Annotated in this window: 18 protein-coding genes; 9 read left to right on the plus strand and 9 right to left on the minus strand. The window is 64.1% G+C overall.

From position 1 onward, the window contains the following. Positions 1–120: 120 nt before the first annotated feature. Positions 121–1,155, minus strand: a complete 1,035-nt coding sequence (locus AC07SZ_RS17875; RefSeq protein ID WP_494915286.1) for an aldo/keto reductase — start codon at positions 1,153–1,155, stop codon at positions 121–123. Between the two features lie 55 nt (positions 1,156–1,210). After that, complete coding sequence (locus tag AC07SZ_RS17880) at positions 1,211–2,392, minus strand: MFS transporter (protein ID WP_056575087.1); 1,182 nt, start codon at positions 2,390–2,392, stop codon at positions 1,211–1,213. A 139-nt stretch (positions 2,393–2,531) separates the two neighbouring features. On the opposite strand from AC07SZ_RS17880, the gene AC07SZ_RS17885 reads away from it, so the two are divergent. Next, positions 2,532–3,440, plus strand: a complete 909-nt coding sequence (locus AC07SZ_RS17885) for a LysR family transcriptional regulator (protein ID WP_494915288.1) — start codon at positions 2,532–2,534, stop codon at positions 3,438–3,440. Positions 3,441–3,487: 47 nt separating this feature from the next. On the opposite strand, the gene AC07SZ_RS17890 is transcribed toward AC07SZ_RS17885, so the two are convergent. From AC07SZ_RS17890 to AC07SZ_RS17905, 4 genes are all read right to left on the minus strand, one after another. Next, positions 3,488–4,537 (minus strand): aldo/keto reductase, encoded by a 1,050-nt coding sequence (locus AC07SZ_RS17890; RefSeq protein WP_056575092.1) that lies wholly within the window; start codon positions 4,535–4,537, stop codon positions 3,488–3,490. A gap of 148 nt (positions 4,538–4,685) precedes the next feature. After that, positions 4,686–5,087 carry a type II toxin-antitoxin system VapC family toxin gene (locus AC07SZ_RS17895; protein WP_065005498.1) on the minus strand — a complete coding sequence of 134 codons (402 nt, stop codon included), beginning with the start codon at positions 5,085–5,087 and terminating at the stop codon, positions 4,686–4,688. Beyond that, on the minus strand, positions 5,087–5,341 hold the full coding sequence (locus AC07SZ_RS17900; RefSeq protein ID WP_056575098.1) for a type II toxin-antitoxin system Phd/YefM family antitoxin: 255 nt from the start codon (positions 5,339–5,341) through the stop codon (positions 5,087–5,089). Before AC07SZ_RS17900 ends, AC07SZ_RS17895 begins: the two co-directional genes overlap by 1 nt. 79 nt (positions 5,342–5,420) lie before the next feature. Then, the gene (locus AC07SZ_RS17905) at positions 5,421–6,083 is read right to left on the minus strand and encodes a YggS family pyridoxal phosphate-dependent enzyme (protein ID WP_056575101.1); all 663 of its coding nucleotides are present in this window, start codon (positions 6,081–6,083) and stop codon (positions 5,421–5,423) included. A 156-nt stretch (positions 6,084–6,239) separates the two neighbouring features. Here AC07SZ_RS17905 and leuS point away from each other — a divergent pair, with 156 nt between their 5' ends. From leuS to AC07SZ_RS17920, 3 genes are all read left to right on the plus strand, one after another. After that, positions 6,240–8,864 (plus strand): leucine--tRNA ligase, encoded by a 2,625-nt coding sequence (leuS, locus tag AC07SZ_RS17910; protein WP_065005499.1) that lies wholly within the window; start codon positions 6,240–6,242, stop codon positions 8,862–8,864. After that, the gene (lptE, locus tag AC07SZ_RS17915) at positions 8,851–9,429 is read left to right on the plus strand and encodes an LPS assembly lipoprotein LptE (RefSeq protein ID WP_494915289.1); all 579 of its coding nucleotides are present in this window, start codon (positions 8,851–8,853) and stop codon (positions 9,427–9,429) included. Before leuS ends, lptE begins: the two co-directional genes overlap by 14 nt. Positions 9,430–9,694: 265 nt before the next feature. After that, positions 9,695–12,268 (plus strand): DNA translocase FtsK, encoded by a 2,574-nt coding sequence (locus tag AC07SZ_RS17920; protein WP_494915291.1) that lies wholly within the window; start codon positions 9,695–9,697, stop codon positions 12,266–12,268. Positions 12,269–12,350: 82 nt separating this feature from the next. On the opposite strand, the gene fsa is transcribed toward AC07SZ_RS17920, so the two are convergent. Further along, positions 12,351–13,007: a fructose-6-phosphate aldolase gene (fsa, locus tag AC07SZ_RS17925; protein WP_056575113.1), complete on the minus strand. Its 657-nt coding sequence runs from the start codon at positions 13,005–13,007 to the stop codon at positions 12,351–12,353. Positions 13,008–13,097: 90 nt separating this feature from the next. On the opposite strand from fsa, the gene AC07SZ_RS17930 reads away from it, so the two are divergent. Then, the gene (locus tag AC07SZ_RS17930) at positions 13,098–15,281 is read left to right on the plus strand and encodes a primosomal protein N' (RefSeq protein ID WP_056575116.1); all 2,184 of its coding nucleotides are present in this window, start codon (positions 13,098–13,100) and stop codon (positions 15,279–15,281) included. Between the two features lie 11 nt (positions 15,282–15,292). Here AC07SZ_RS17930 and AC07SZ_RS17935 read toward each other — a convergent pair whose 3' ends face one another. Further along, on the minus strand, positions 15,293–15,748 hold the full coding sequence (locus AC07SZ_RS17935) for a type II toxin-antitoxin system VapC family toxin (protein WP_056575118.1): 456 nt from the start codon (positions 15,746–15,748) through the stop codon (positions 15,293–15,295). Beyond that, positions 15,745–15,987, minus strand: coding sequence for a type II toxin-antitoxin system Phd/YefM family antitoxin (locus AC07SZ_RS17940; RefSeq protein WP_056575120.1), 243 nt, complete (start codon positions 15,985–15,987; stop codon positions 15,745–15,747). Before AC07SZ_RS17940 ends, AC07SZ_RS17935 begins: the two co-directional genes overlap by 4 nt. A gap of 67 nt (positions 15,988–16,054) precedes the next feature. Here AC07SZ_RS17940 and AC07SZ_RS17945 point away from each other — a divergent pair, with 67 nt between their 5' ends. From AC07SZ_RS17945 to atpA, 4 genes are all read left to right on the plus strand, one after another. Beyond that, on the plus strand, positions 16,055–16,750 hold the full coding sequence (locus AC07SZ_RS17945) for an aspartate/glutamate racemase family protein (RefSeq protein WP_494915293.1): 696 nt from the start codon (positions 16,055–16,057) through the stop codon (positions 16,748–16,750). Positions 16,751–16,845: 95 nt separating this feature from the next. After that, positions 16,846–17,241 (plus strand): AGROH133_08824 family phage infection protein, encoded by a 396-nt coding sequence (locus AC07SZ_RS17950; protein WP_056575124.1) that lies wholly within the window; start codon positions 16,846–16,848, stop codon positions 17,239–17,241. Between the two features lie 246 nt (positions 17,242–17,487). Continuing rightward, on the plus strand, positions 17,488–18,048 hold the full coding sequence (locus tag AC07SZ_RS17955; RefSeq protein ID WP_494915294.1) for a F0F1 ATP synthase subunit delta: 561 nt from the start codon (positions 17,488–17,490) through the stop codon (positions 18,046–18,048). Further along, entirely contained in the window at positions 18,048–19,577 is a 1,530-nt protein-coding gene (gene atpA, locus AC07SZ_RS17960) for a F0F1 ATP synthase subunit alpha (RefSeq protein ID WP_019861845.1), read from the plus strand. Before AC07SZ_RS17955 ends, atpA begins: the two co-directional genes overlap by 1 nt. Positions 19,578–19,596: the final 19 nt, after the last annotated feature.

The raw sequence follows: 19,596 nt of genomic DNA on the forward strand, positions 1-19,596 counted from the left end.
GGATCGTCTGCTTGTTCGTCATCTCCCTCATCGGCAGCGGCCACGCGGCACTTTGGCCGATTGGGGGAGGGGGCGTTCTGGTTCCGGGGTCGCGTACCACGCGACCCAAGGCAGGAGATGTCACACCGCCGGTGGGTTAAGCCGGGCGAAGCCTTCCTGGCGGCGATAGGGGAAATACGGGTAGGGCGCGGTGACTTCGCTCGCCGCGTCGAGTTTCTTCACCTGATCCGGCGTCAGCGCCCAGCCGACCGCGCCGAGGTTCTGGCGCAACTGCTCCTCGTTGCGGGCGCCGATGATGACGGAGGAAACGGTCGGGCGCTGCAACAGCCAGTTGATGGCGATCTGCGGCACCGTCTTGCTGGTCTCCTGCGCCACCGCGTCCAGCGCGTCCATGACCCGGTAGAGATGCTCGTCCTCGACCGGCGGGCCGAAATCCGCCGTGTCATGCAGCCGGCTCTTTTCCGGCAGCGGCTGGCCACGGCGGATCTTGCCGGTCAGCCGGCCCCAGCCAAGGGGGCTCCAGACCAGTGCGCCGACGCCCTGGTCGAGGCCGAGCGGCATCAGTTCCCACTCATAGTCGCGGCCGACCAGCGAGTAGTAGACCTGATGCGCGGCATAGCGGGGATAGCCGTGCTTGTCGGCCTCCGCCAGCGACTTCATCACTTGCCAGCCGGAGAAGTTGGAGACGCCGACATAGCGCAGCTTGCCGGCGCGCACGAGTTCGTCCAGCGTCGAAAGCACCTCCTCGATCGGCGTGCCGGCATCAAAGGCATGCAGTTGCAACAGGTCGATGTAGTCGGTGCCGAGGCGTTTCAGCGCGGCGTCCGTGGCCTTGATCAGCCGCGAACGCGACGAGCCGTAGTCGGCCGGCCCGTCACCCATCGGCGGCGAGGTCTTGGTCGAGATCAGCACGGCGTCGCGGCGGCCCTTGATCGCTTCGCCCAGCACCTGTTCCGAGGCGCCGCTCGAATAGACGTCGGCCGTGTCGAACAGATTGACGCCGGCTTCAAGGCAGATGTCGATCAGCCGCCGCGCTTCCCTGGCGTCGCTGTTGCCCCAGGCACCGAACAGCGGGCCGGAGCCGCCGAAGGTTCCCGCGCCGAACGAGAGTGCGGGCACTTTCAGGCCCGATGCGCCGAGACGTCGATAATCCATTTTCTGCTCCTGGTGGTTTGGAAAGAGGAAAGGCAATCCGGTTCGCCGACGAGCGTCAGGACCGGACGGAGACAGGCTCGCCGAGCGCGTTGGTGCGATCGAGGCGCAGGGCCAGCGCGGCCACGGCGAGTGCGGCGACTGGCAGCAGGGCGGCGACCCAGGTGAGCGAACCCAATCCGAGGCCATGGGCGATGACCACGCCGCCAAGCCAGGCGCCGGCGGCGTTGCCGAGATTGAAGGCGGCGATGTTGAAGGACGAGGCGAGGCTCTGGCCGGCGCCTTGCGCCTTTTCCAGTACCCACATCTGCAGCGGCGCCACCGTGGCGAAGGCCGCGGCGCCCAACAGGCCGACATAGATGACGGCCATAACCTGGCTGTGGATGGCGAAGCTCATGGTCGCCAGCACAAGGGCCAGCACGACGAGACTGCCCAGCACCGCCGGCACCAGCCAGCGGTCGGCGACCTTGCCGCCGGCGAGGTTGCCGGCGATGAGGCCGCCGCCGAAGACGAGCAGGATCGGCGACACGGCGGCTTCCTCGAAGCCGCTGATCTGCGTCAACAGCGGCGCGATGTAGGTGAAGACGGCGAAGACGCCGGCATAGCCGAGCACGGTGGTGGCAAGCCCGAGCAGGACCGGCGTGCGGCGCAGCACGGCGAGATCGGCGCGCAGGTCGCTCCTCTCGGGCGCGGCCTGGCTGCTCGGCACCAGGGCCAGGATGACGGCGAAGGCCGCCAGGCCGACCGCGGTGACCGCCCAGAAGGTCGCACGCCAGCCGAAGGCCTGGCCAAGCCAGGTGCCGAAAGGCACGCCGAGGATGTTGGCGATGGTGAGCCCGGTGAACATCAGCGCGATCGCCGAGGCCTTCCTGTTGGGCGCGACCAGGCCGGTGGCGACCACCGAGCCGACGCCGAAGAAGGTGCCGTGGGCAAAGGCGGTGACGACGCGCGCACCCATCAGGGTCCAGTAGTCGGGGGCCAGCGCACAAGCGAGGTTGCCCAGCGTGAAGATCGCCATCAGCGCCAGAAGCACGGTCTTGCGCGGCCAATTGCCGGTGGCGATGGTGAGCAGCGGCGCGCCGATGACGACGCCGAGCGCGTAGCCCGAAATGAGCTGCCCGGCGGCGGAGATCGAGACGCCGAGATCCTTGCTGACGTCGAGCAGCAGGCCCATGATGACGAATTCGGTGACGCCGATGCCGAAGGCACCGGCGGCGAGGGCGTAGAGAGCAAGAGGCATGGCGGTTCCCACTTTGAAAGACGGCCGTTAAGGCGATGAGCGCCCTTGTCCAATCCGCGCCCCGACCGGGAAGATCGTGTTGCCGGGTGCTGTGAACCAGACTTGATCAAGGCATATTTTCTGTGAAATAGATTCACAGATGGCCAGACCCGACATAAACCGTTCCGGCGAGATCGAAGTCTTCGTGCGCGTCGTCGAGGCAGGCAGCTTTTCCGCCGCGGCGCGCGCGTTGCGCATGACGCCGTCGGCCGTCAGCAAGCTAATCGCGAGGCTGGAATCCCGGCTCGGCGCGCGGCTGGTCAGCCGCTCGACGCGCAAGCTGCTGCTGACCCCGGAAGGGGCGGCGTTCTATGAAAGCGGACTACGCATCCTCGCCGACATGGCAGCAGCAGAGCGCGAGGCGGCCGCGGGCGCCGCACCGCGCGGGCGGCTGCGCGTCAACACCTACGTGCCGTTCGGGGTGCACCGGCTGATCCCGCTGCTGCCGCGCTTCCTCGAACGCTATCCCGAAATCTCGGTCGATCTGGTGCTGACCGACAGTGTCATCGACCTGATGGCCGAACGTGCCGATGTGGCGATCCGGGCCGGGCCGCTTGGCGAGTCACGGCTGGTGGCGCGCAAGCTCGGGCAGAGCCCGGTGGTCGTCGTTGCGGCCCCTTCCTACCTCGAGCCGCACGGCACGCCGCTGACGCCGGCCGATCTCGACGCACACAACCGGATGGGCTTCGGCTTCGTCAGGCACATTGACGGCTGGCCGTTCCTCGACGCGCAGGGCAATGCCGTCATGATCCCGATCACCGGCAACACCCAGGTCAGCGACGGCGAGGCAATGCGGCTGATGACGCTGGCCGGGGCAGGCATTTCCCGGCTGGCGCGCTGGCATGTGGCGGCCGACATCGCCGCCGGGCGGCTAGTGCCGCTGCTGGAGGATTTCAACCCGGGCGACGAGGAGGCGACGCATGCTGTCTATGTCGGCCAAGGCCGGCATCTGCCGGCACGGGTAAGGGCGTTTCTCGATTTCCTGGGCGAGAGCGTGCGGCTGGGCTGAACGGTTTTCGGGAGCCGGCCGGCTCCCGAAATGTCTGTGCCGGCTGCCTATGCCTTGGTTACGAACGGCGCCGGGCGCCGGCCGGCGCCTTGCCGCTCCAGCATCCATGCTGGATATTCGGACGGCAGCGCGCTGACTTCGTCGAGCTTGGCGAGATCGTCCGCGTCGAGTTTCACTTCAGCCGCGGCAAGGTTCTGTTCGAGCTGGTCCATACGGCTGGCGCCTATGATGACGCTCATCACGAAAGGCTTGGCCAGGACATAGCCGAGCGCCACGGTGGCAACGCTGACGTCGTGCTTCTTGGCGATCTCGCGCATGACGCCGACGGCCGCCCAGGCACGGTCCTCGTTGACCGGCGGGAAGTTGAAGGACGCACGGCGGCCCTCGCCATTGCCGGGCGCGCCGGGACCGTATTTGCCCGACAGCAGGCCGCCGGCCATGGGCGACCACACCATCAAGCCGAGTTTCTCCTCGTTGATGAGCGGCACGATCTCACGTTCGAGATCGCGACCGGCGATCGAATAATAGGACTGTATGGTCTCGAAACGAGCAAAACCCTTGCGGTCGGCGATGCCGAGCGCCTTGGCGATGCGCCAGGCCTGCCAGTTGGAAACCCCGACATAGCGGACCTTGCCGCTGGCAACGAGATCGTCGAGCGCCCGCAGCGTTTCGTCGATCGGGGTCACCGCGTCGGTACCGTGCAGCTGATAGAGATCGATATGGTCGAGTTGCAACCGTTCGAGGCTGGCATCGACCGAATCCATGATGTGACCCCGCGAGGAGCCGCGGTCGTTCGGCCCGTTGCCCATGGTACCATGGACCTTGGTGGCGATCACCACGCTCGATCTGGGAATGCCGAGGTCCCGCAGGGACTGGCCGAGCAGACGCTCGGATTCACCGAAGGAATAGACATCGGCCGTGTCGAAGAAGTTGACGCCGGCGGCGATCGAGCGGCCGACAATCTCATTGACGCCCTTCTGGTCGAGGCTCGCGATCAGGCCCCATTGGGCGTTCTGGCCGGCAGCGCCGAAGGTCATGGTGCCGAGACAGAGTTCGGAGACGAACATCCCCGTATTCCCAAGCTGGTTGTAACGCATGGCGAAGGCTCCAAAAAAATGTGATGACGCAAAACAAATAGGAACGGTACGTTTCGTTTCCAGTGTTGGCGTAATGACGCTTCTGGATTGGCCCAACGCTGTAGGCATGAGCGGAGGTGAGATGCCCACGAGGCGAAAACGAACTGGCTTAGGCGTCCCAGGGATTGAACACCGTCACGCCTGTATCGTCGAAGTCGGCAACATTGCGCGTCACAAGAATGAGATCATGGACAAGAGCGGTAGCCGCGATGAGGGTATCGGCGCTGCCTCGTGTACGGCGGGCGGTGATGCGGCCCCAAGTTAACGCGACATCTTCCGTGACGGCGAGAATACGATCGGCATTGTCGCGCCGAAGCTCCCGTAGCCACAGATCGAGGCGTGTTGCCTTTTCGGAGTCGACCTTGCGTAGCTTGATGATCCCACGTTCGATCTCTCCAAGCGTGATGACGCTGAGGCTGACCGAGGTCGGATCCACCGAAGCCAGCCATTCGGTTGGCTTGGGTAGTCGCCTCTGCACATCCGAAACGATGTTCGTGTCGAGCAGATACATCAGAGATCGACGTCCCGGATCATCGTCTCCGAGCGGCGGCTGACCTCTTCGGCGAAATCATCGTCCCAAACCGGACCAGTCAAAAGATATTCGGCCAACGACTTCTTCTTTCCGGCCAGGCGGTCGTAATCCTCGGCGGAAAGCACCACTGCGGCGCGCTCGCCGCGCAACGTCACCGTCTGCGGTCCCTCGCTGCGCGCACGCTGAACCACCTTGGAGAAATTGTTCTTTGCGTCCTGAAGGTGCCAGTTCATTGAATGCCCCCTAGCTAGCTTGGCTGGATATAACATTCGCCCGATGATGCGGCAAGGAATGCCGTGTTGGCGTCTGGGGCTAACGGCTACCAAAAATCGCCGAGCCGACCCTGACGCTGGTAGCGCCGAAGGCGATGGCCGTTTCGTAGTCGCCGGACATGCCCATGGATAGCTTTTCGACTCCGGCCTCGCGCCCAAGCTTCTCCAGCAGCGCGAAATGCGGGCCGGGATTTTCGTCTGCCGGGGGGATGCACATCAGGCCTTCGATGGCGAGGCCGTGGACATCGCGGCAGCGGGTGACGAAAGCCACGGCATCGCGCGGTTCGATGCCGGCCTTCTGCGGCTCGGAGCCGGTGTTGACCTGGACATAGAGTTTCGGCGCGCGGCCTTGCCGGGCCATTTCCTTGGCGAGTTCGGCGGCGATCTTCTCGCGGTCGACCGTCTCGATGACGTCGAACAGCGCGACCGCCTCTTTCGCCTTGTTCGATTGCAGCGGACCGATCAGGTGCAGTTCGATGTCGGGGAATGCCAGCTTCAAATCCGGCCATTTGCCTTGCGCTTCCTGGACGCGATTCTCGCCGAAGACCCGCTGGCCGGCCTCGATCACCGGCTGGATGTCGGCGGCGTCAAAGGTCTTGGAAACCGCGACCAGCGTCACGGCACCGGCCTGGCGAGCGGCCTCCTGCTCGGCGGCGGCGATCCTCGCCTTGACCGCGAAAAACTGCTGAACGGTGTCACCCATATGCAAATCCCGCTGTTTTGACCCGCGTTTTTAACCGCCGCGATGCCCATATGGTTGACGGGTTTGCCAAACCATGGTGAACACCCGGACCACATTCCCTGAACCGCCGAGCCAGTCGCCCGCGGTTCGCGCCTGCTTTTAAGTGAAAAACGTCCCATGGCAACCGAACGATACAATCCGCGCGCGTCAGAGCCCAAATGGCAGAAGGCCTGGGCCACCAAGAAGCTTTTCGAAGCGCACAATGACGACCCGAAGCCTAAATACTACGTGCTGGAAATGTTCCCCTATCCGTCGGGGCGCATCCATATCGGCCACACCCGCAACTACACGATGGGTGACGTGGTGGCGCGCTACAAGCGGGCCAAGGGGTTCAACGTGCTGCATCCGATGGGCTGGGACGCCTTCGGCATGCCGGCCGAGAACGCGGCCATGCAGAACAAGGTCCATCCCAAGGAATGGACCTACCAGAACATCGCCACCATGCGCGAGCAGCTCAAGGTCATGGGCCTGTCGCTGGACTGGGCACGCGAATTCGCCACCTGCGACGTCGACTACTATCACCGGCAGCAGATGCTGTTCCTGGATTTCGTCGAGAAAGGACTGGTGACGCGCAAATCCTCCAAGGTCAATTGGGACCCGGAGGACATGACCGTGCTCGCCAACGAACAGGTCATCGACGGGCGCGGCTGGCGCTCCGGCGCGCTGGTCGAGCAGCGCGAGCTGACGCAGTGGTTCTTCAAGATCACCGATTTCGCGCAGGACCTGCTGGATTCGCTCGACGGCCTCGATGAATGGCCCGAAAAAGTGAAGCTGATGCAGCAGAACTGGATCGGCCGTTCGGAAGGCCTGCTGATCCGCTGGCCGCTCGCCTCGGACATTGCGGGCGAGCATGAGCTGGAAGTCTACACGACGCGGCCCGACACTATTTTCGGTGCCTCCTTCATGGCCATCGCCGCCGATCATCCGCTGGCCAAGAAAGCCGCCGAGACCAATCCGGAGATGGCGAAGTTCATCGAGGAGGTCCGCCATATGGGCACTTCGGTGGCGGCGCTGGAGACGGCGGAGAAGAAGGGGTTCGACACCGGCATCCGCGTCGTCCATCCCTTCGACGACAGCTGGACGCTGCCTGTCTATGTGGCCAATTTCGTTTTGATGGAATACGGCACCGGCGCCATCTTCGGCTGCCCGGCGCATGACCAGCGCGACCTCGATTTCGCCAACAAATACGGCCTGACGGTGGTGCCGGTGGTGATGCCGGAAGGCGAGAATCAGGCGACCTTCCAGATCATCGACGTGGCCTATGGCGACGACGGTGCGATGATCAATTCGCGCTTCCTCGACGGGATGAAGCCGACCCAGGCTTTTGACGAAGTGGCCAGGCTCCTGGAACAGAAGACGATCGGCAACCGGCCGATGGCCGAGCGCAAGGTGAATTTCCGCCTGCGCGACTGGGGCATTTCGCGCCAGCGCTACTGGGGCTGCCCGATCCCGATGATCCATTGCGAGGATTGCGGCGTGGTGCCGGTTCCAAAGGCCGACCTTCCGGTCAAGCTGCCCGACGACGTCGATTTCGACCGGCCGGGCAATCCGCTCGACCGGCATCCGACCTGGCGGCACGTGAAATGCCCGCAATGCGGCAAGGACGCGCGCCGCGAGACCGACACGATGGATACGTTCGTCGATTCGTCCTGGTATTTCGCCCGCTTCACCGCGCCCTGGGCGCACGAGCCGACCGATCCCAAGGCGGCGAACGAATGGCTGCCGGTCGACCAGTATATTGGCGGCATCGAGCATGCGATCCTGCACCTGCTCTATTCGCGTTTCTTCACCCGCGCCATGCGCGAGACCGGCCATGTCGATCTCGCCGAGCCCTTCAAGGGCCTGTTCACGCAAGGCATGGTGGTGCACGAGACCTACCGGGTCGGTTCGGCATCGAATGGCCGCTGGCTGGCACCGACCGAGGTGCGGCTGGAGGAAGTCGACGGCAAGCGCCGCGCCATCGACATCGCCACTGGCGAAGCGGTCACCATTGGCCCGCTGGAAAAGATGTCGAAGTCGAAGAAGAACACGGTTAGCCCGGAAGACATCACCGACGGCTACGGCGCCGACACGGCGCGCTGGTTCATGCTGTCGGACTCACCGCCCGAGCGCGACGTCGAATGGACCGACGATGGCGCCGCCGGCGCGCATCGCTTCATGCAGCGCATCTGGCGCCTGGTGTCGACAGCGGCCGAGACGCTGGCGGGCGTCAAGCCTGCCGCGGCCGGCGCCGGCGAGGCGGGAGCGGTCTCGAAGGCCACGCACAAGATCCTCAAGGCAGTCGGCGAGGACATCGAGAAGCTCGCCTTCAACCGCGCCATCGCCCGCATCTATGAACTGGCCAATGTGCTGACCACACCGCTCAACGAGGTGGCCGAAGGCAAGGCCGATCCGGCGCTGCAAGGCGCCTGCCGCCAGGCCGTGGAGATCCTGGTGCATCTGATCGCGCCCGTGATGCCGCATCTGGCCGAAGAGTGCTGGGAGACGCTCGGCGGTACCGAACTGGTCGCCGAACGGCCGTGGCCGGTCTTCGATCCGGCGCTGGTCATCGACAACGAAGTCACCTATCCGGTGCAGGTCAACGGCAAGAAGCGGGGGGATTTGACAATTGCCCGCGACGCGGACCAAGGTGCGGTCGAAAAAGCGGTATTGGCTCTCGACTTCGTGCAGAAAGCACTTGAAGGTAAGGCTCCGCGCAAGGTGATCATCGTGCCGCAGAGGATCGTCAATGTCGTTGCCTGATCAGGAAAAGACAGAGCTGAGCCGTTTGCTGCGCCGTGTGGCGCTTGCCGGCCTTGTCGGGTCGCTCGCGCTGGTTTCGGCCTGCACGGTGCGGCCGCTCTATTCCAGCGCGCCGCTGACGACGGGTTCGAGCGCCAATGCCGAACTGGCATCGATCGCCATCAAGCCGGTCAAGACGCGTTATGCCCAGCAGGTGCGCAACAACCTGATCTTCGGCTTTGGGCGCGGTGCCGGCGAACCGGCATCGCCGCTTTATTCGCTTGATCTCAGCGTCTCCGAAGCCGTTGAATCCTCCGCCCTCGTGCAGGTCGGAACCGATGAGGACGAGCCGACAGCCGGTTCGGTGACACTTACCGCCAGCTATACGCTGACCGATGCGAAAACCGGTGTCGTCATCACGGTCGGCAAGCGCGCGATCACCTCCTCCTTTGACAGGCCGCGTCAGGAATTCGCCTCGTATCGGGCGCAGATCGACGCCGAAAATCGCGCCGCGCGCGAACTGGCCGAGGCCCTGCAACTGTCCATCGCCCAGGATCTGGTCCGGCACGGCAAGGCGGCCAGCTGACGCCGCTCTTCGTTTTTACGAAGACGCCATCTCGATCCTTGCGTCAGGCCTCCCGGTAGCAGCCGGGCGCCCTTTTTTAGCGCGCTTTTTAGCCCGACGCAGGGATGAGCGAGTGATCGCCGAATGACGATCAACGGCTCGAATCCCGATCACTCCATATCGTCGTGAAAGATACGTTTCAGTTGCTTTAGCGGCGCTCAAGGGAAGCAACTGTTAACCACTCGCTCCCTATTGCTCAGCAGACGTTTCAGAGTGAGTCTTGAGAATGGAATCCAAGCGTTTTCCCCGGGTCAATTCATTGAAGGCAACCTCGCCCGACGACCCCAGAGTAGAGCGTTTCAGCGGCAGGAGCGACAAGGCGGATAGCCAGCGGACCGGAGCGGCCAAGGCCGGCAATTCCCAGCCGCCCGTTCATCTTGGTGGCAACGAAAGCCCCGCCTGGCAGGATTATTTCTTCCTGGCGCCCAATGTGCGGTTCACGCGCACGCCGGACTATGACGCCAGCACAAACAACACGCGGCACGAGCAGGTTGCCGTCGAGGAAAGTGAACCCCTGACGCCGCCGACACAGCACGCAATCGCCCGTCCGACTGCGGCACTCCAAGCCGGCTCGTCCTCGCCATCGCCTATGAGAAACCCCGCTCTGGAAGCCGCCCGGCCTCTCGCAAGCAACAGGGTGGCGACGCATGAAAGGCAGGCTGCCCCTGCCCCTGTATCCGCCCAGCCAGGGCATGCCGGTGAAAAGGCGCGCACTGTTGCCCCGGCGGGCTCCAGGACGGCGGTAACGGCACGCGCATACACGCCGGCAGCGTCTGCCCGCGAGGTTGCGTCACAGGTCAGAACACAAGGCCGCGGAAATGCACGCTGGCCCTACCTGTCGGATCACGTCTTCTTCGAACTCATGGCGCCCTACATGATCGAGAGCCCGTTGCCGGCGCCACGGGCGGTCCCGGTTCCGCGGCCGGCCGCGCCGGTTGTCCCACCACGGGTGGATATCCGCGCAACGCCCACGGATGACCCGACGGCGTTGTTTCGGGTCATCGAGTGGCTTCCGGGCCTGCAAGCCCCATCCTCCTTGCCGGATGTCCGTCCGGCCAATTCGAACGAAGCCGCGAGCAACGCGCCGCAGGATGCCCGGACAGCGGCTGCGGGTCCCGTCGCCGCGACAAGCAACGCCGTTCAGGTCCAGGCCGCGCAAGGCGCGGAGGAGACTGTGCAGGCTCCAGCCTTGCGGGCCTCCGCGACGCTGCCCAGGGTCGGCAAGATCGTGCCGGCCACGACGGGCGAGGCATACGAACTTCCCTCCGAAGAGCTGCTGCAGCAGCCGCCGGAAGGGCAGGGCTTCTACATGTCGCAGGAGCGGCTCGAGCAGAATGCCGATCTCCTGGAAAGCGTGCTCGAGGATTTCGGCGTCAAGGGCGAGATCATCCACGTTCGCCCGGGTCCGGTCGTGACCCTCTATGAGTTCGAGCCGGCGCCGGGCGTCAAATCGTCCCGCGTCATCGGTCTTGCCGACGACATTGCCCGCTCCATGTCGGCGATTTCGGCGCGCGTCGCCGTCGTGCCGGGCCGCAACGTCATCGGAATCGAGCTGCCGAACGAGACGCGCGAGACGGTCTATTTCCGCGAGCTGATCGAATCGCAGGGTTTCCGAAAGACCAGCTGCAAGCTGGCGCTTTGCCTCGGCAAGACGATCGGCGGCGAGCCTGTCATCGCCGAGCTGGCGAAGATGCCGCATCTGCTCGTTGCCGGCACCACCGGCTCGGGCAAGTCGGTTGCCATCAACACCATGATCCTGTCGCTGCTCTACCGGCTGAAGCCGGAAGAGTGCCGGCTGATCATGGTCGATCCCAAGATGCTGGAGCTCTCCGTCTATGACGGCATCCCGCATCTTCTGACGCCCGTCGTCACCGATCCCAAGAAGGCGGTCACCGCGCTCAAATGGGCGGTGCGCGAGATGGAGGATCGCTATCGCAAGATGGCGCGGCTCGGCGTGCGCAACATCGACGGCTACAATGAGCGCGCCGCCCAGGCCCGCGACAAGGGCGAGGCGGTCGTCATGACGGTGCAGGCCGGCTTCGAAAAGGGCACCGGCGCGCCGCTCTTCGAGCAGCAGGAAATCGACCTTGCGCAGATGCCCTACATCGTCGTCATCGTCGACGAGATGGCCGACCTGATGATGGTCGCCGGCAAGGAGATCGAAGGCGCCATCCAGCGCCTGGCGCAGATGGCGCGCGCGGCCGGCATCCACCTGATCATGGCGACGCAACGCCCCTCGGTCGATGTCATCACCGGCACGATCAAGGCCAATTTCCCGACCCGTATCTCCTTCCAGGTCACGTCGAAGATCGACAGCCGAACCATCCTGGGCGAGCAGGGCGCCGAACAGCTGCTTGGCCAGGGCGACATGCTGCACATGATGGGTGGCGGACGCATCGCCCGCGTGCACGGCCCCTTTGTGTCCGACGCGGAGGTCGAGCATGTCGTGGCGCACCTGAAGGCGCAGGGCCGCCCGGAATATCTGGAAACCGTGACGGCCGATGAGGACGAGGAAGAGGCCGAGGACGACCAGGGCGCGGTCTTCGACAAGGGATCGGTCGCCGCCGAGGACGGCGATTCCAGCTATGACGAAGCGGTCAAGGTGGTGTTGCGCGACAAGAAGTGTTCGACGTCCTACATCCAGCGCCGGCTCGGCATCGGTTACAACCGCGCCGCTTCCCTGGTCGAACGCATGGAGAAAGAGGGATTGGTCGGCGCGCCGAACCATGTCGGCAAGCGCGAGATCACCATGGGGCGGCGCCCGCCGGTGGCCGCGCCCGACGACGACGGCACGGACTGATCGGCAGCCTTTCGGTGGTGTTCTTCCTCTGAAAATAAAAAAGGCCGGTTGCCCGGCCCTTTTTCATGGAAGCAGTGCGACCTCAGCCGATCTTCTGGCCGGTCTTGGCCCAGTCGGCGAGGAAGGTGGCGAGGCCCTTGTCGGTCAGCGGATGGTTGACCAGCGCCTTCAGCGTCGCCGGCGGCGCGGTGACAACGTCGGCACCGATCAGGGCCGCCTGCTTGACGTGGTTTACCGTGCGCACCGATGCGGTCAGGATCTCGGTCTGGAAATCGTAATTGTCATAGATCTGGCGGATCTCCTGGATCAGCTCCATGCCGTCCGAGCCGGTGTCGTCAATGCGGCCGACGAAGGGCGAGATGAACGAGGCGCCGGCCTTGGCGGCGAGCAGCGCCTGGTTGGCCGAGAAGCACAGCGTGACGTTGACCATGCGGTTCATCTGGGTGCGGATCGTCTTGCAGGCCTTCAGGCCGTCCAGCGTCAGCGGCACCTTGATGCAGACATTGGGCGCGATCTTGGCCAACACCTCGGCCTCCGCCATCATGTTCTTGTATTCGGTCGCCACCACTTCGGCTGAAACCGGACCTTCGACGATATCGCAGATCTGCTTGGTGACGTCGGCGATCTTGCCGCCGGATTTCAGGATCAGCGACGGGTTGGTGGTGACTCCGTCAAGCAGCCCCAGATCGTTGAGCTCACGGATATCCTTGATATCGGCGGTATCGACAAAAAATTTCATGGCGGTCTCCTGACGATTTCGTCGTGCTTGGGAAGGCACGTTCAGCGTTGCTCTTTGATCTAGACCAAAGTCGGGGCAAGGTCACGCCTCATGATCGAAGATTCGCCCTTTGTCGCAGCCGCACCGGTGCTGGTGCCGATGCCTGCCGAACGCCCTTACACCTATGCCGTGCCGGCCGGCATGCGCGTGGTTCCGGGGTCGATCGTGCGCGTGCCGCTCGGCCCGCGCCAGGTCGCCGGCATCGTCTGGGACGGCGTGGTCGAGAACATCGACGCGAAAAAGCTGCGCCCGATCGAACAGGTTTTCGACTGCCCGCCGATCGACCGCGCCATGCGCCGCTTCGTCGACTGGGTGGCGCAATACACGCTGTCGGCACCGGGCATGGTGGCACGCATGCTGCTGCGCGCGCCGGAGGCCTTCGACCCCGAGCCCTGGATCGAGGGGCTGCAGCGAACGCTCCTCGTTCCCGACCGGATGACGGATGCGCGGGCGCGCGTGCTGGAGACGGCCGAAGGTGGGCTCGCCTGGACGCGATCCGGCCTGGCGCATGCGGCCGGCGTGTCGTCGACGGTGATCGAGGGGCTGAAGGCGCAGGGCGTGTTCGAGACGGTGATGATCCCGCCGCGCCCCGTGGTGGCCGCTCCCGACCCAAGCTATGCCGTGCCGGAGCTGATGCCGGATCAGAGCGACGCAGCATCGATGCTGCGCGCCAACGTCGCGGCCGGCGCCTTCAATGTCGCGCTGCTCGACGGCGTCACCGGTTCGGGCAAGACGGAGGTTTATTTCGAGGCGGTGGCGGCGGCGCTCGACCAGGGCAAGCAGGTGCTGATCCTCTTGCCGGAAATCGCGCTGACCCACGCTTTCCTAGAGCGCTTCCAGCAGCGCTTCGGCGCCAAGCCGGGCGAATGGCATTCCGACCTGCCGCCCAGGATGCGCGAAAAGGTCTGGCGGCAAGTGGCTGAGGGCACGGTGCGCGTCGTTGCCGGCGCCCGATCGGCTTTGTTCCTGCCTTTCAAGGAACTTGGCCTGATCGTGGTCGACGAGGAGCACGACCCGGCCTACAAGCAGGAAGACCGCGTCTTCTACAACGCCCGCGACATGGCCGTGGTGCGCGGCCATATTGGCGGCTTTCCGGTCGTGCTGGCGTCGGCGACGCCATCGGTCGAGAGCCGGGTCAATGCGAGCCAGGGCAAATACAACAGGGCCGTCCTTTCCGCCCGTTTCGCCGAAGCGGCGCTGCCGCAGCTGAGGTCGATCGACATGCGGCGCGCGCCGCCGGCGCGCGGCGGCTTCCTGTCGCCGGTGCTGATCGACCATATGCGCCGGACGCTGGAAAAGAAGGAGCAGTCGCTTTTGTTCCTCAACCGGCGCGGCTATGCGCCGCTGACACTGTGCCGGGTGTGCGGTCACCGTTTCGGCTGCCCGGTGTGCTCGGCCTGGCTGGTCGAGCATCGTTTTCGCGGCCAACTGGTCTGCCATCATTGCGGGCACAATGAGCGCCGCCCCGAGGCCTGCCCGGAATGCGGCACGCTCGACCATCTGGTCGCCTGCGGACCGGGCGTCGAGCGCATCGCCGAGGAGGTGGTCACACATTTCCCCGATGCGCGGACAATCGTCTTGTCATCGGACCTGATGGGCGGCGTGCGGCGGCTGCGGCTGGAGCTTGAGGCGATCGCCGATGGCGAGGCCGACATCGTCATCGGTACGCAACTCGTCGCCAAGGGCCATAACTTCCCCAACATGACCCTGGTCGGCGTCGTCGACGCCGATCTCGGTCTCGCCAATGGCGATCCGCGCGCCGCCGAGCGAACCTTCCAGCTGCTCAGCCAGGTGACCGGCCGCGCCGGGCGCACCGGCAAGAAGAGCCTCGGCCTGCTGCAGACCTTCCAACCCGACCATCCGGTGATGCGGGCGATCGTCTCGGGCGATGCCGAGGCTTTCTACGAGCGCGAGATCGCCGAGCGCGAACGGGCGGCCTTGCCGCCCTTCGGCCGGCTGGCCGGCGTCATCGTCAGCGCGGTGACGCGGGCCGAAGCCGAAGGCCATGCACGCGGGCTGCGCCGTGCCGCTCCGGAGGCATCGGACCTGTTTGTATTGGGACCGGCGGAAGCGCCACTGTCCCTGCTCGGCGGCCGCCATCGCTTCCGCCTGCTGATCCAGGGTGAACGCCGCGCCGACATGCAAGGTTTTATCCGGGCCATGCTGGCCAATGGGCCAAAACAGCGCGGTTCGGTCCGGGTGCAGGTCGACATCGATCCGCAGAGCTTTTTGTAAAATGGGATCGACTAGTCGAAGCCTGGCGGGTCTTGCAGTATATTCCAGCACAAAACGTCAAGCGCTTCAAAATGCCTGACGTTTGTAGTGACCACGGTAAGTCCGTTAACCGCCGCCGTAGCAGCGATCAGTGTGTCCGCCAGGCCCGGGTTCTTCCCTTTCGCAGAGGCTGCTTCCTCCATTCGACCCGCTCTTCGAGCTATATCGGCGTTGATCCCTAGAATTTGATCTGCGAATCCTTCGATCGTGTCATTGAGCCAGACAGTGAGGCTATCCACTCGCCCCTTGGCCCCAGCACGATCGAGCTTGCGTATGCCTTTCTCGATTTCGGTGATTGCAATTACCGGTATGAAGAGCGTTTGCTTCTCACCTTGCGTTACGACCCAATTGGCGACGTCTTTCGCAATTGGCGGCCCGCCGGGCGCGAACGCGGACAAAATGGACGTGTCGAGAAGATAGCCGCTCAAAGATCGATGTCCCTCGACGGCGACTCGTTCCTTTCAAGCTCGATCCCTCCCGGATAGGTCAGAAGAAACTCTCCGAAGTTTCGTCGCTTGGCTGGATAAAGCTTTCGTAAGTCCTCGACCGAAACGACGGCCGCCGCCGGCTTGCCGTGCTTTGTGATGATGGTGGGCTCGCCGCTCTCCGCAGCCTCGACCAGCGCCGAGAACCCTGCCTTGGCCTCCCGAACCTGCATTGTTTTCACGGCAAATCTCCTTGTGGTCTCATGTGGTCATAATATAGGAATTGCACGTGCAAAGGAACAACCCATCATGAAAACCCTTGGCCTTCTGGGCGGCATGAGCTGGGAATCGACCGCCATCTACTATCGGCTGCTCAACGAGATCGTGCGCGAGCGGCTTGGCGGGTTGCATTCGGCGAAACTGCTGCTCTGGTCGTTCGACTTCGCCGAGATCGCCGAGCGGCAGCATCATGGCGATTGGGATGGTGCCGGCATGCTTCTGGTCGAAGCCGCGCGCAAGCTCGAAGCGGGCGGCGCGGAAGGGCTGCTCTTGTGTACCAACACCATGCACAAGCTGGCTGACCAGGTGCAGGCGTCGCTATCCATTCCGCTGATCCACATCGCCGACGCCACCGCCGTGGCGATCAAGCGCGCCGGCATGCAGCGCCCGGTGCTGCTGGCGACGCGGTTCACCATGGAACAGGATTTCTACAAGGGCCGGCTGGCCGACAAATACGGCCTCTCACCCGTGGTGCCCGATGCCGCGGGGCGCGACATGGTGCATCGCGTCATCTATGACGAGCTCTGCCAGGGCATTGTCAGCGACGCTTCGAAGACTGCCTATATCGAAGAAGCCGAACGTCTGCGCCGTGAAGAGGCCGCCGACAGCCTGATCATGGGCTGCACCGAGATCACCATGCTGATCGGGCAGCGAGATTTCGACATTCCCGTCTTCGACACGACGCAGATCCATGCCGAGGCGGCCGTGGAATTCGCTCTGGGTTGATGCATCTCCGCTAAAGTGCCCAGAGCTATCTGGCGCGGCGTTTTTCCTCCGGTAGAATGCCCGCAACTTCAAAATAGGCATTTCGAGGGGACAAAATGGATTTTGCGCTTCCATGGCCGACGAGCCAGGGCGAATGGCTGGCTTGGTCGAGTGCGGTCTTCACGGTGCTGCTCGGCCTTCTGTTTTTCCTGGCGCCGGGCCTGGCCTTTCGCATCCTGCGCCTGCAGGCCAAGCCCGAGAAGGCGGCGGCGATCGCCGAGGGGCGCGGCAGGATGTCGGGCTTTTATCTTGGCGTCGGCCTGTGCTGTATCCTCCTGGCGCAGCCGCTGATTTACATGGCGCTCGGCTTCTCCTGGCTGTTCACCGCCTTCGGCCGGCTGCTGTCGATGATGTCCGACGGCGCCAACACACCTTTCAATTGGGTTTCCATTGTGGTGGAATTGGCCCTGGCGGCATTGCCGCTTGCCTTTGCCTTCGGCTTTGTGCCCTGAATCCAAGGGTATTCCGGCGCGCAAGACCCGAGTCTTTCGCCGGATGCGACAATAGTGCCTGAAAAGCATGCGGAACGACGCATTGCGGTCTTAAAATGCCTGTGCTAGACGGCAATCGACTTTCGGCCGGGGATAGCGGAAGCCGCGCCTCCGTGCTTGAGAAAATGCAGTAAGGTCAAAGATTTAGCCAGAGTTTTTGCTCGCGCCAACAATCTGCGGCCTGTCAGACAAGAGAAAAGACGGTCCGTGGCTCAATCGTCATCGCCAATCTCAGGTGTCGCAGAACGCTATGCGGGTTCGCTGTTCGAACTCGCCCTGCAGGCAAATTCCGTGGCCAAGGTCGAGGCCGACCTCAACAGTTTCGAAGCGCTGCTCGCGGGGAGCGCCGACCTGACCCGGCTGATCAACAGCCCGGTGTTCTCCAGCGAGGATCAGGCCAAGGCCATCGCGGCGATCGCCGACAAGGCCAAGATCACCGGCCTCACCGGCAATTTCCTGCGCGTCGTCGCACGGAACCGCCGCTTGTTCGCCGTGCCCGGTATGATCAAGGCGTTCCGCCAGATAGCGGCCGAACACCGCGGCGAAACCGCTGCTGAAGTGACGTCGGCTCATGAGCTGACCGCCGCCCAGCAGACAGAACTCAAGGCGGCGCTGAAGAGTGTTGCCGGCAAGGACGTGGCCATCTCCGTTACCGTCGATCCGTCGCTGCTTGGCGGGCTGGTGGTCAGGATGGGCTCGCGCCAGATCGATACGTCGCTCAAAACCAAACTCAATTCGCTCAAGCTTGCACTGAAAGAGGTCGGCTGATGGACATCCGCGCCGCGGAAATTTCCGCAATTCTGAAAGACCAGATCAAGAATTTCGGCAAGGAGGCAGAAGTCTCCGAAGTCGGACAGGTGCTGTCCGTCGGTGACGGTATCGCCCGCGTCTACGGCCTCGACAACGTCCAGGCCGGCGAAATGGTCGAATTTCCCGGCGGCATCCGCGGCATGGCGCTCAACCTCGAAGCCGACAATGTCGGCGTCGTCATCTTCGGCGCCGACCGTGACATCAAGGAAGGCGATACCGTCAAGCGCACCGGCGCCATCGTCGACGTTCCGGTCGGTCCGGGCCTGCTCGGCCGCGTCGTCGACGCGCTCGGCAACCCGATCGACGGCAAGGGCCCGATCAAGGCGACCGAACGCAAGCGCGTCGACGTCAAGGCGCCCGGCATCATTCCGCGCAAGTCGGTGCATGAGCCGATGTCGACCGGCCTCAAGGCCATCGATGCGCTGATCCCGGTCGGCCGCGGCCAGCGCGAGCTGGTCATCGGTGACCGCCAGACCGGCAAGACCGCCATCATCCTCGACACCATGCTCAACCAGAAGTCGGTGCACGACAACGGCCCCGAGAAGGAAAAGCTGTACTGCGTCTACGTCGCCGTCGGCCAGAAGCGCTCGACCGTCGCGCAGTTCGTCAAGGTGCTGGAAGAGCGCGGCGCGCTCGAATATTCGATCATCGTCGCCGCCACCGCTTCCGATCCGGCGCCGATGCAGTTCCTGGCGCCGTTCGCCGGCTGCACCATGGGCGAATATTTCCGCGACAACGGCATGCACGCGCTGATCAGCTACGACGATCTGTCCAAGCAGGCCGTCGCCTATCGCCAGATGTCGCTGCTGTTGCGCCGCCCGCCGGGCCGCGAAGCCTATCCGGGCGACGTCTTCTATCTGCACTCGCGCCTGCTTGAGCGCGCCGCCAAGCTCAACGACGATCTGGGCAATGGCTCGCTGACGGCCCTGCCGGTCATCGAAACGCAGGCCAACGACGTGTCGGCATACATCCCGACCAACGTGATCTCGATCACCGACGGCCAGATCTTCCTCGAAACCAACCTGTTCTTCCAGGGCATCCGTCCGGCCGTCAACGTCGGCCTGTCGGTGTCGCGCGTCGGGTCCTCGGCGCAGATCAAGGCGATGAAGCAGGTTGCCGGCTCGATCAAGGGCGAGCTCGCGCAGTACCGCGAAATGGCGGCCTTCGCGCAGTTCGGCTCGGATCTCGACGCCGCCACGCAGCGCCTGCTCAACCGCGGATCGCGCCTGACCGAACTCCTGAAGCAGCCGCAGTTCTCGCCGCTGAAGACGGAAGAGCAGGTCGCGGTGATCTTCGCCGGTGTCAACGGCTATCTCGACAAGCTGCCGGTCAACCAGGTCGGCAAGTTCGAGCACGGTCTGCTCAGCCACATGCGTGCGGCGGGCAAGGACGTTCTCGACGCCATCCGCAAGGAAAAGGCGCTGTCGGACGATCTGCGCGCCAAGCTGAAGGCAGAGATCGACGCTTTCGCCAAGACCTTCGCCTGAGCGAAGCGACAAGACGGGA

It is taken from the genome of Mesorhizobium sp. GW821-FHT07A06 (assembly GCF_059419085.1).

Bases quoted from the DNA above. Each gene is read 5' to 3' on its own strand.
- atpA (WP_019861845.1), top strand. From the start codon at position 18,048: ATGGACATCCGCGCCGCGGAAATTTCCGCAATTCTGAAAGACCAGATC.
- AC07SZ_RS17885 (WP_494915288.1), top strand. From the start codon at position 2,532: ATGGCCAGACCCGACATAAACCGTTCCGGCGAGATCGAAGTCTTCGTG.
- fsa (WP_056575113.1), bottom strand. From the start codon at position 13,007: ATGAAATTTTTTGTCGATACCGCCGATATCAAGGATATCCGTGAGCTC.
- AC07SZ_RS17920 (WP_494915291.1), top strand. From the start codon at position 9,695: ATGGAATCCAAGCGTTTTCCCCGGGTCAATTCATTGAAGGCAACCTCG.
- AC07SZ_RS17895 (WP_065005498.1), bottom strand. From the start codon at position 5,087: ATGTATCTGCTCGACACGAACATCGTTTCGGATGTGCAGAGGCGACTA.
- AC07SZ_RS17945 (WP_494915293.1), top strand. From the start codon at position 16,055: ATGAAAACCCTTGGCCTTCTGGGCGGCATGAGCTGGGAATCGACCGCC.
- AC07SZ_RS17950 (WP_056575124.1), top strand. From the start codon at position 16,846: ATGGATTTTGCGCTTCCATGGCCGACGAGCCAGGGCGAATGGCTGGCT.
- AC07SZ_RS17875 (WP_494915286.1), bottom strand. From the start codon at position 1,155: ATGGATTATCGACGTCTCGGCGCATCGGGCCTGAAAGTGCCCGCACTC.
- AC07SZ_RS17890 (WP_056575092.1), bottom strand. From the start codon at position 4,537: ATGCGTTACAACCAGCTTGGGAATACGGGGATGTTCGTCTCCGAACTC.
- AC07SZ_RS17905 (WP_056575101.1), bottom strand. From the start codon at position 6,083: ATGGGTGACACCGTTCAGCAGTTTTTCGCGGTCAAGGCGAGGATCGCC.
- AC07SZ_RS17900 (WP_056575098.1), bottom strand. From the start codon at position 5,341: ATGAACTGGCACCTTCAGGACGCAAAGAACAATTTCTCCAAGGTGGTT.
- AC07SZ_RS17930 (WP_056575116.1), top strand. From the start codon at position 13,098: ATGATCGAAGATTCGCCCTTTGTCGCAGCCGCACCGGTGCTGGTGCCG.
- leuS (WP_065005499.1), top strand. From the start codon at position 6,240: ATGGCAACCGAACGATACAATCCGCGCGCGTCAGAGCCCAAATGGCAG.
- AC07SZ_RS17880 (WP_056575087.1), bottom strand. From the start codon at position 2,392: ATGCCTCTTGCTCTCTACGCCCTCGCCGCCGGTGCCTTCGGCATCGGC.
- lptE (WP_494915289.1), top strand. From the start codon at position 8,851: ATGTCGTTGCCTGATCAGGAAAAGACAGAGCTGAGCCGTTTGCTGCGC.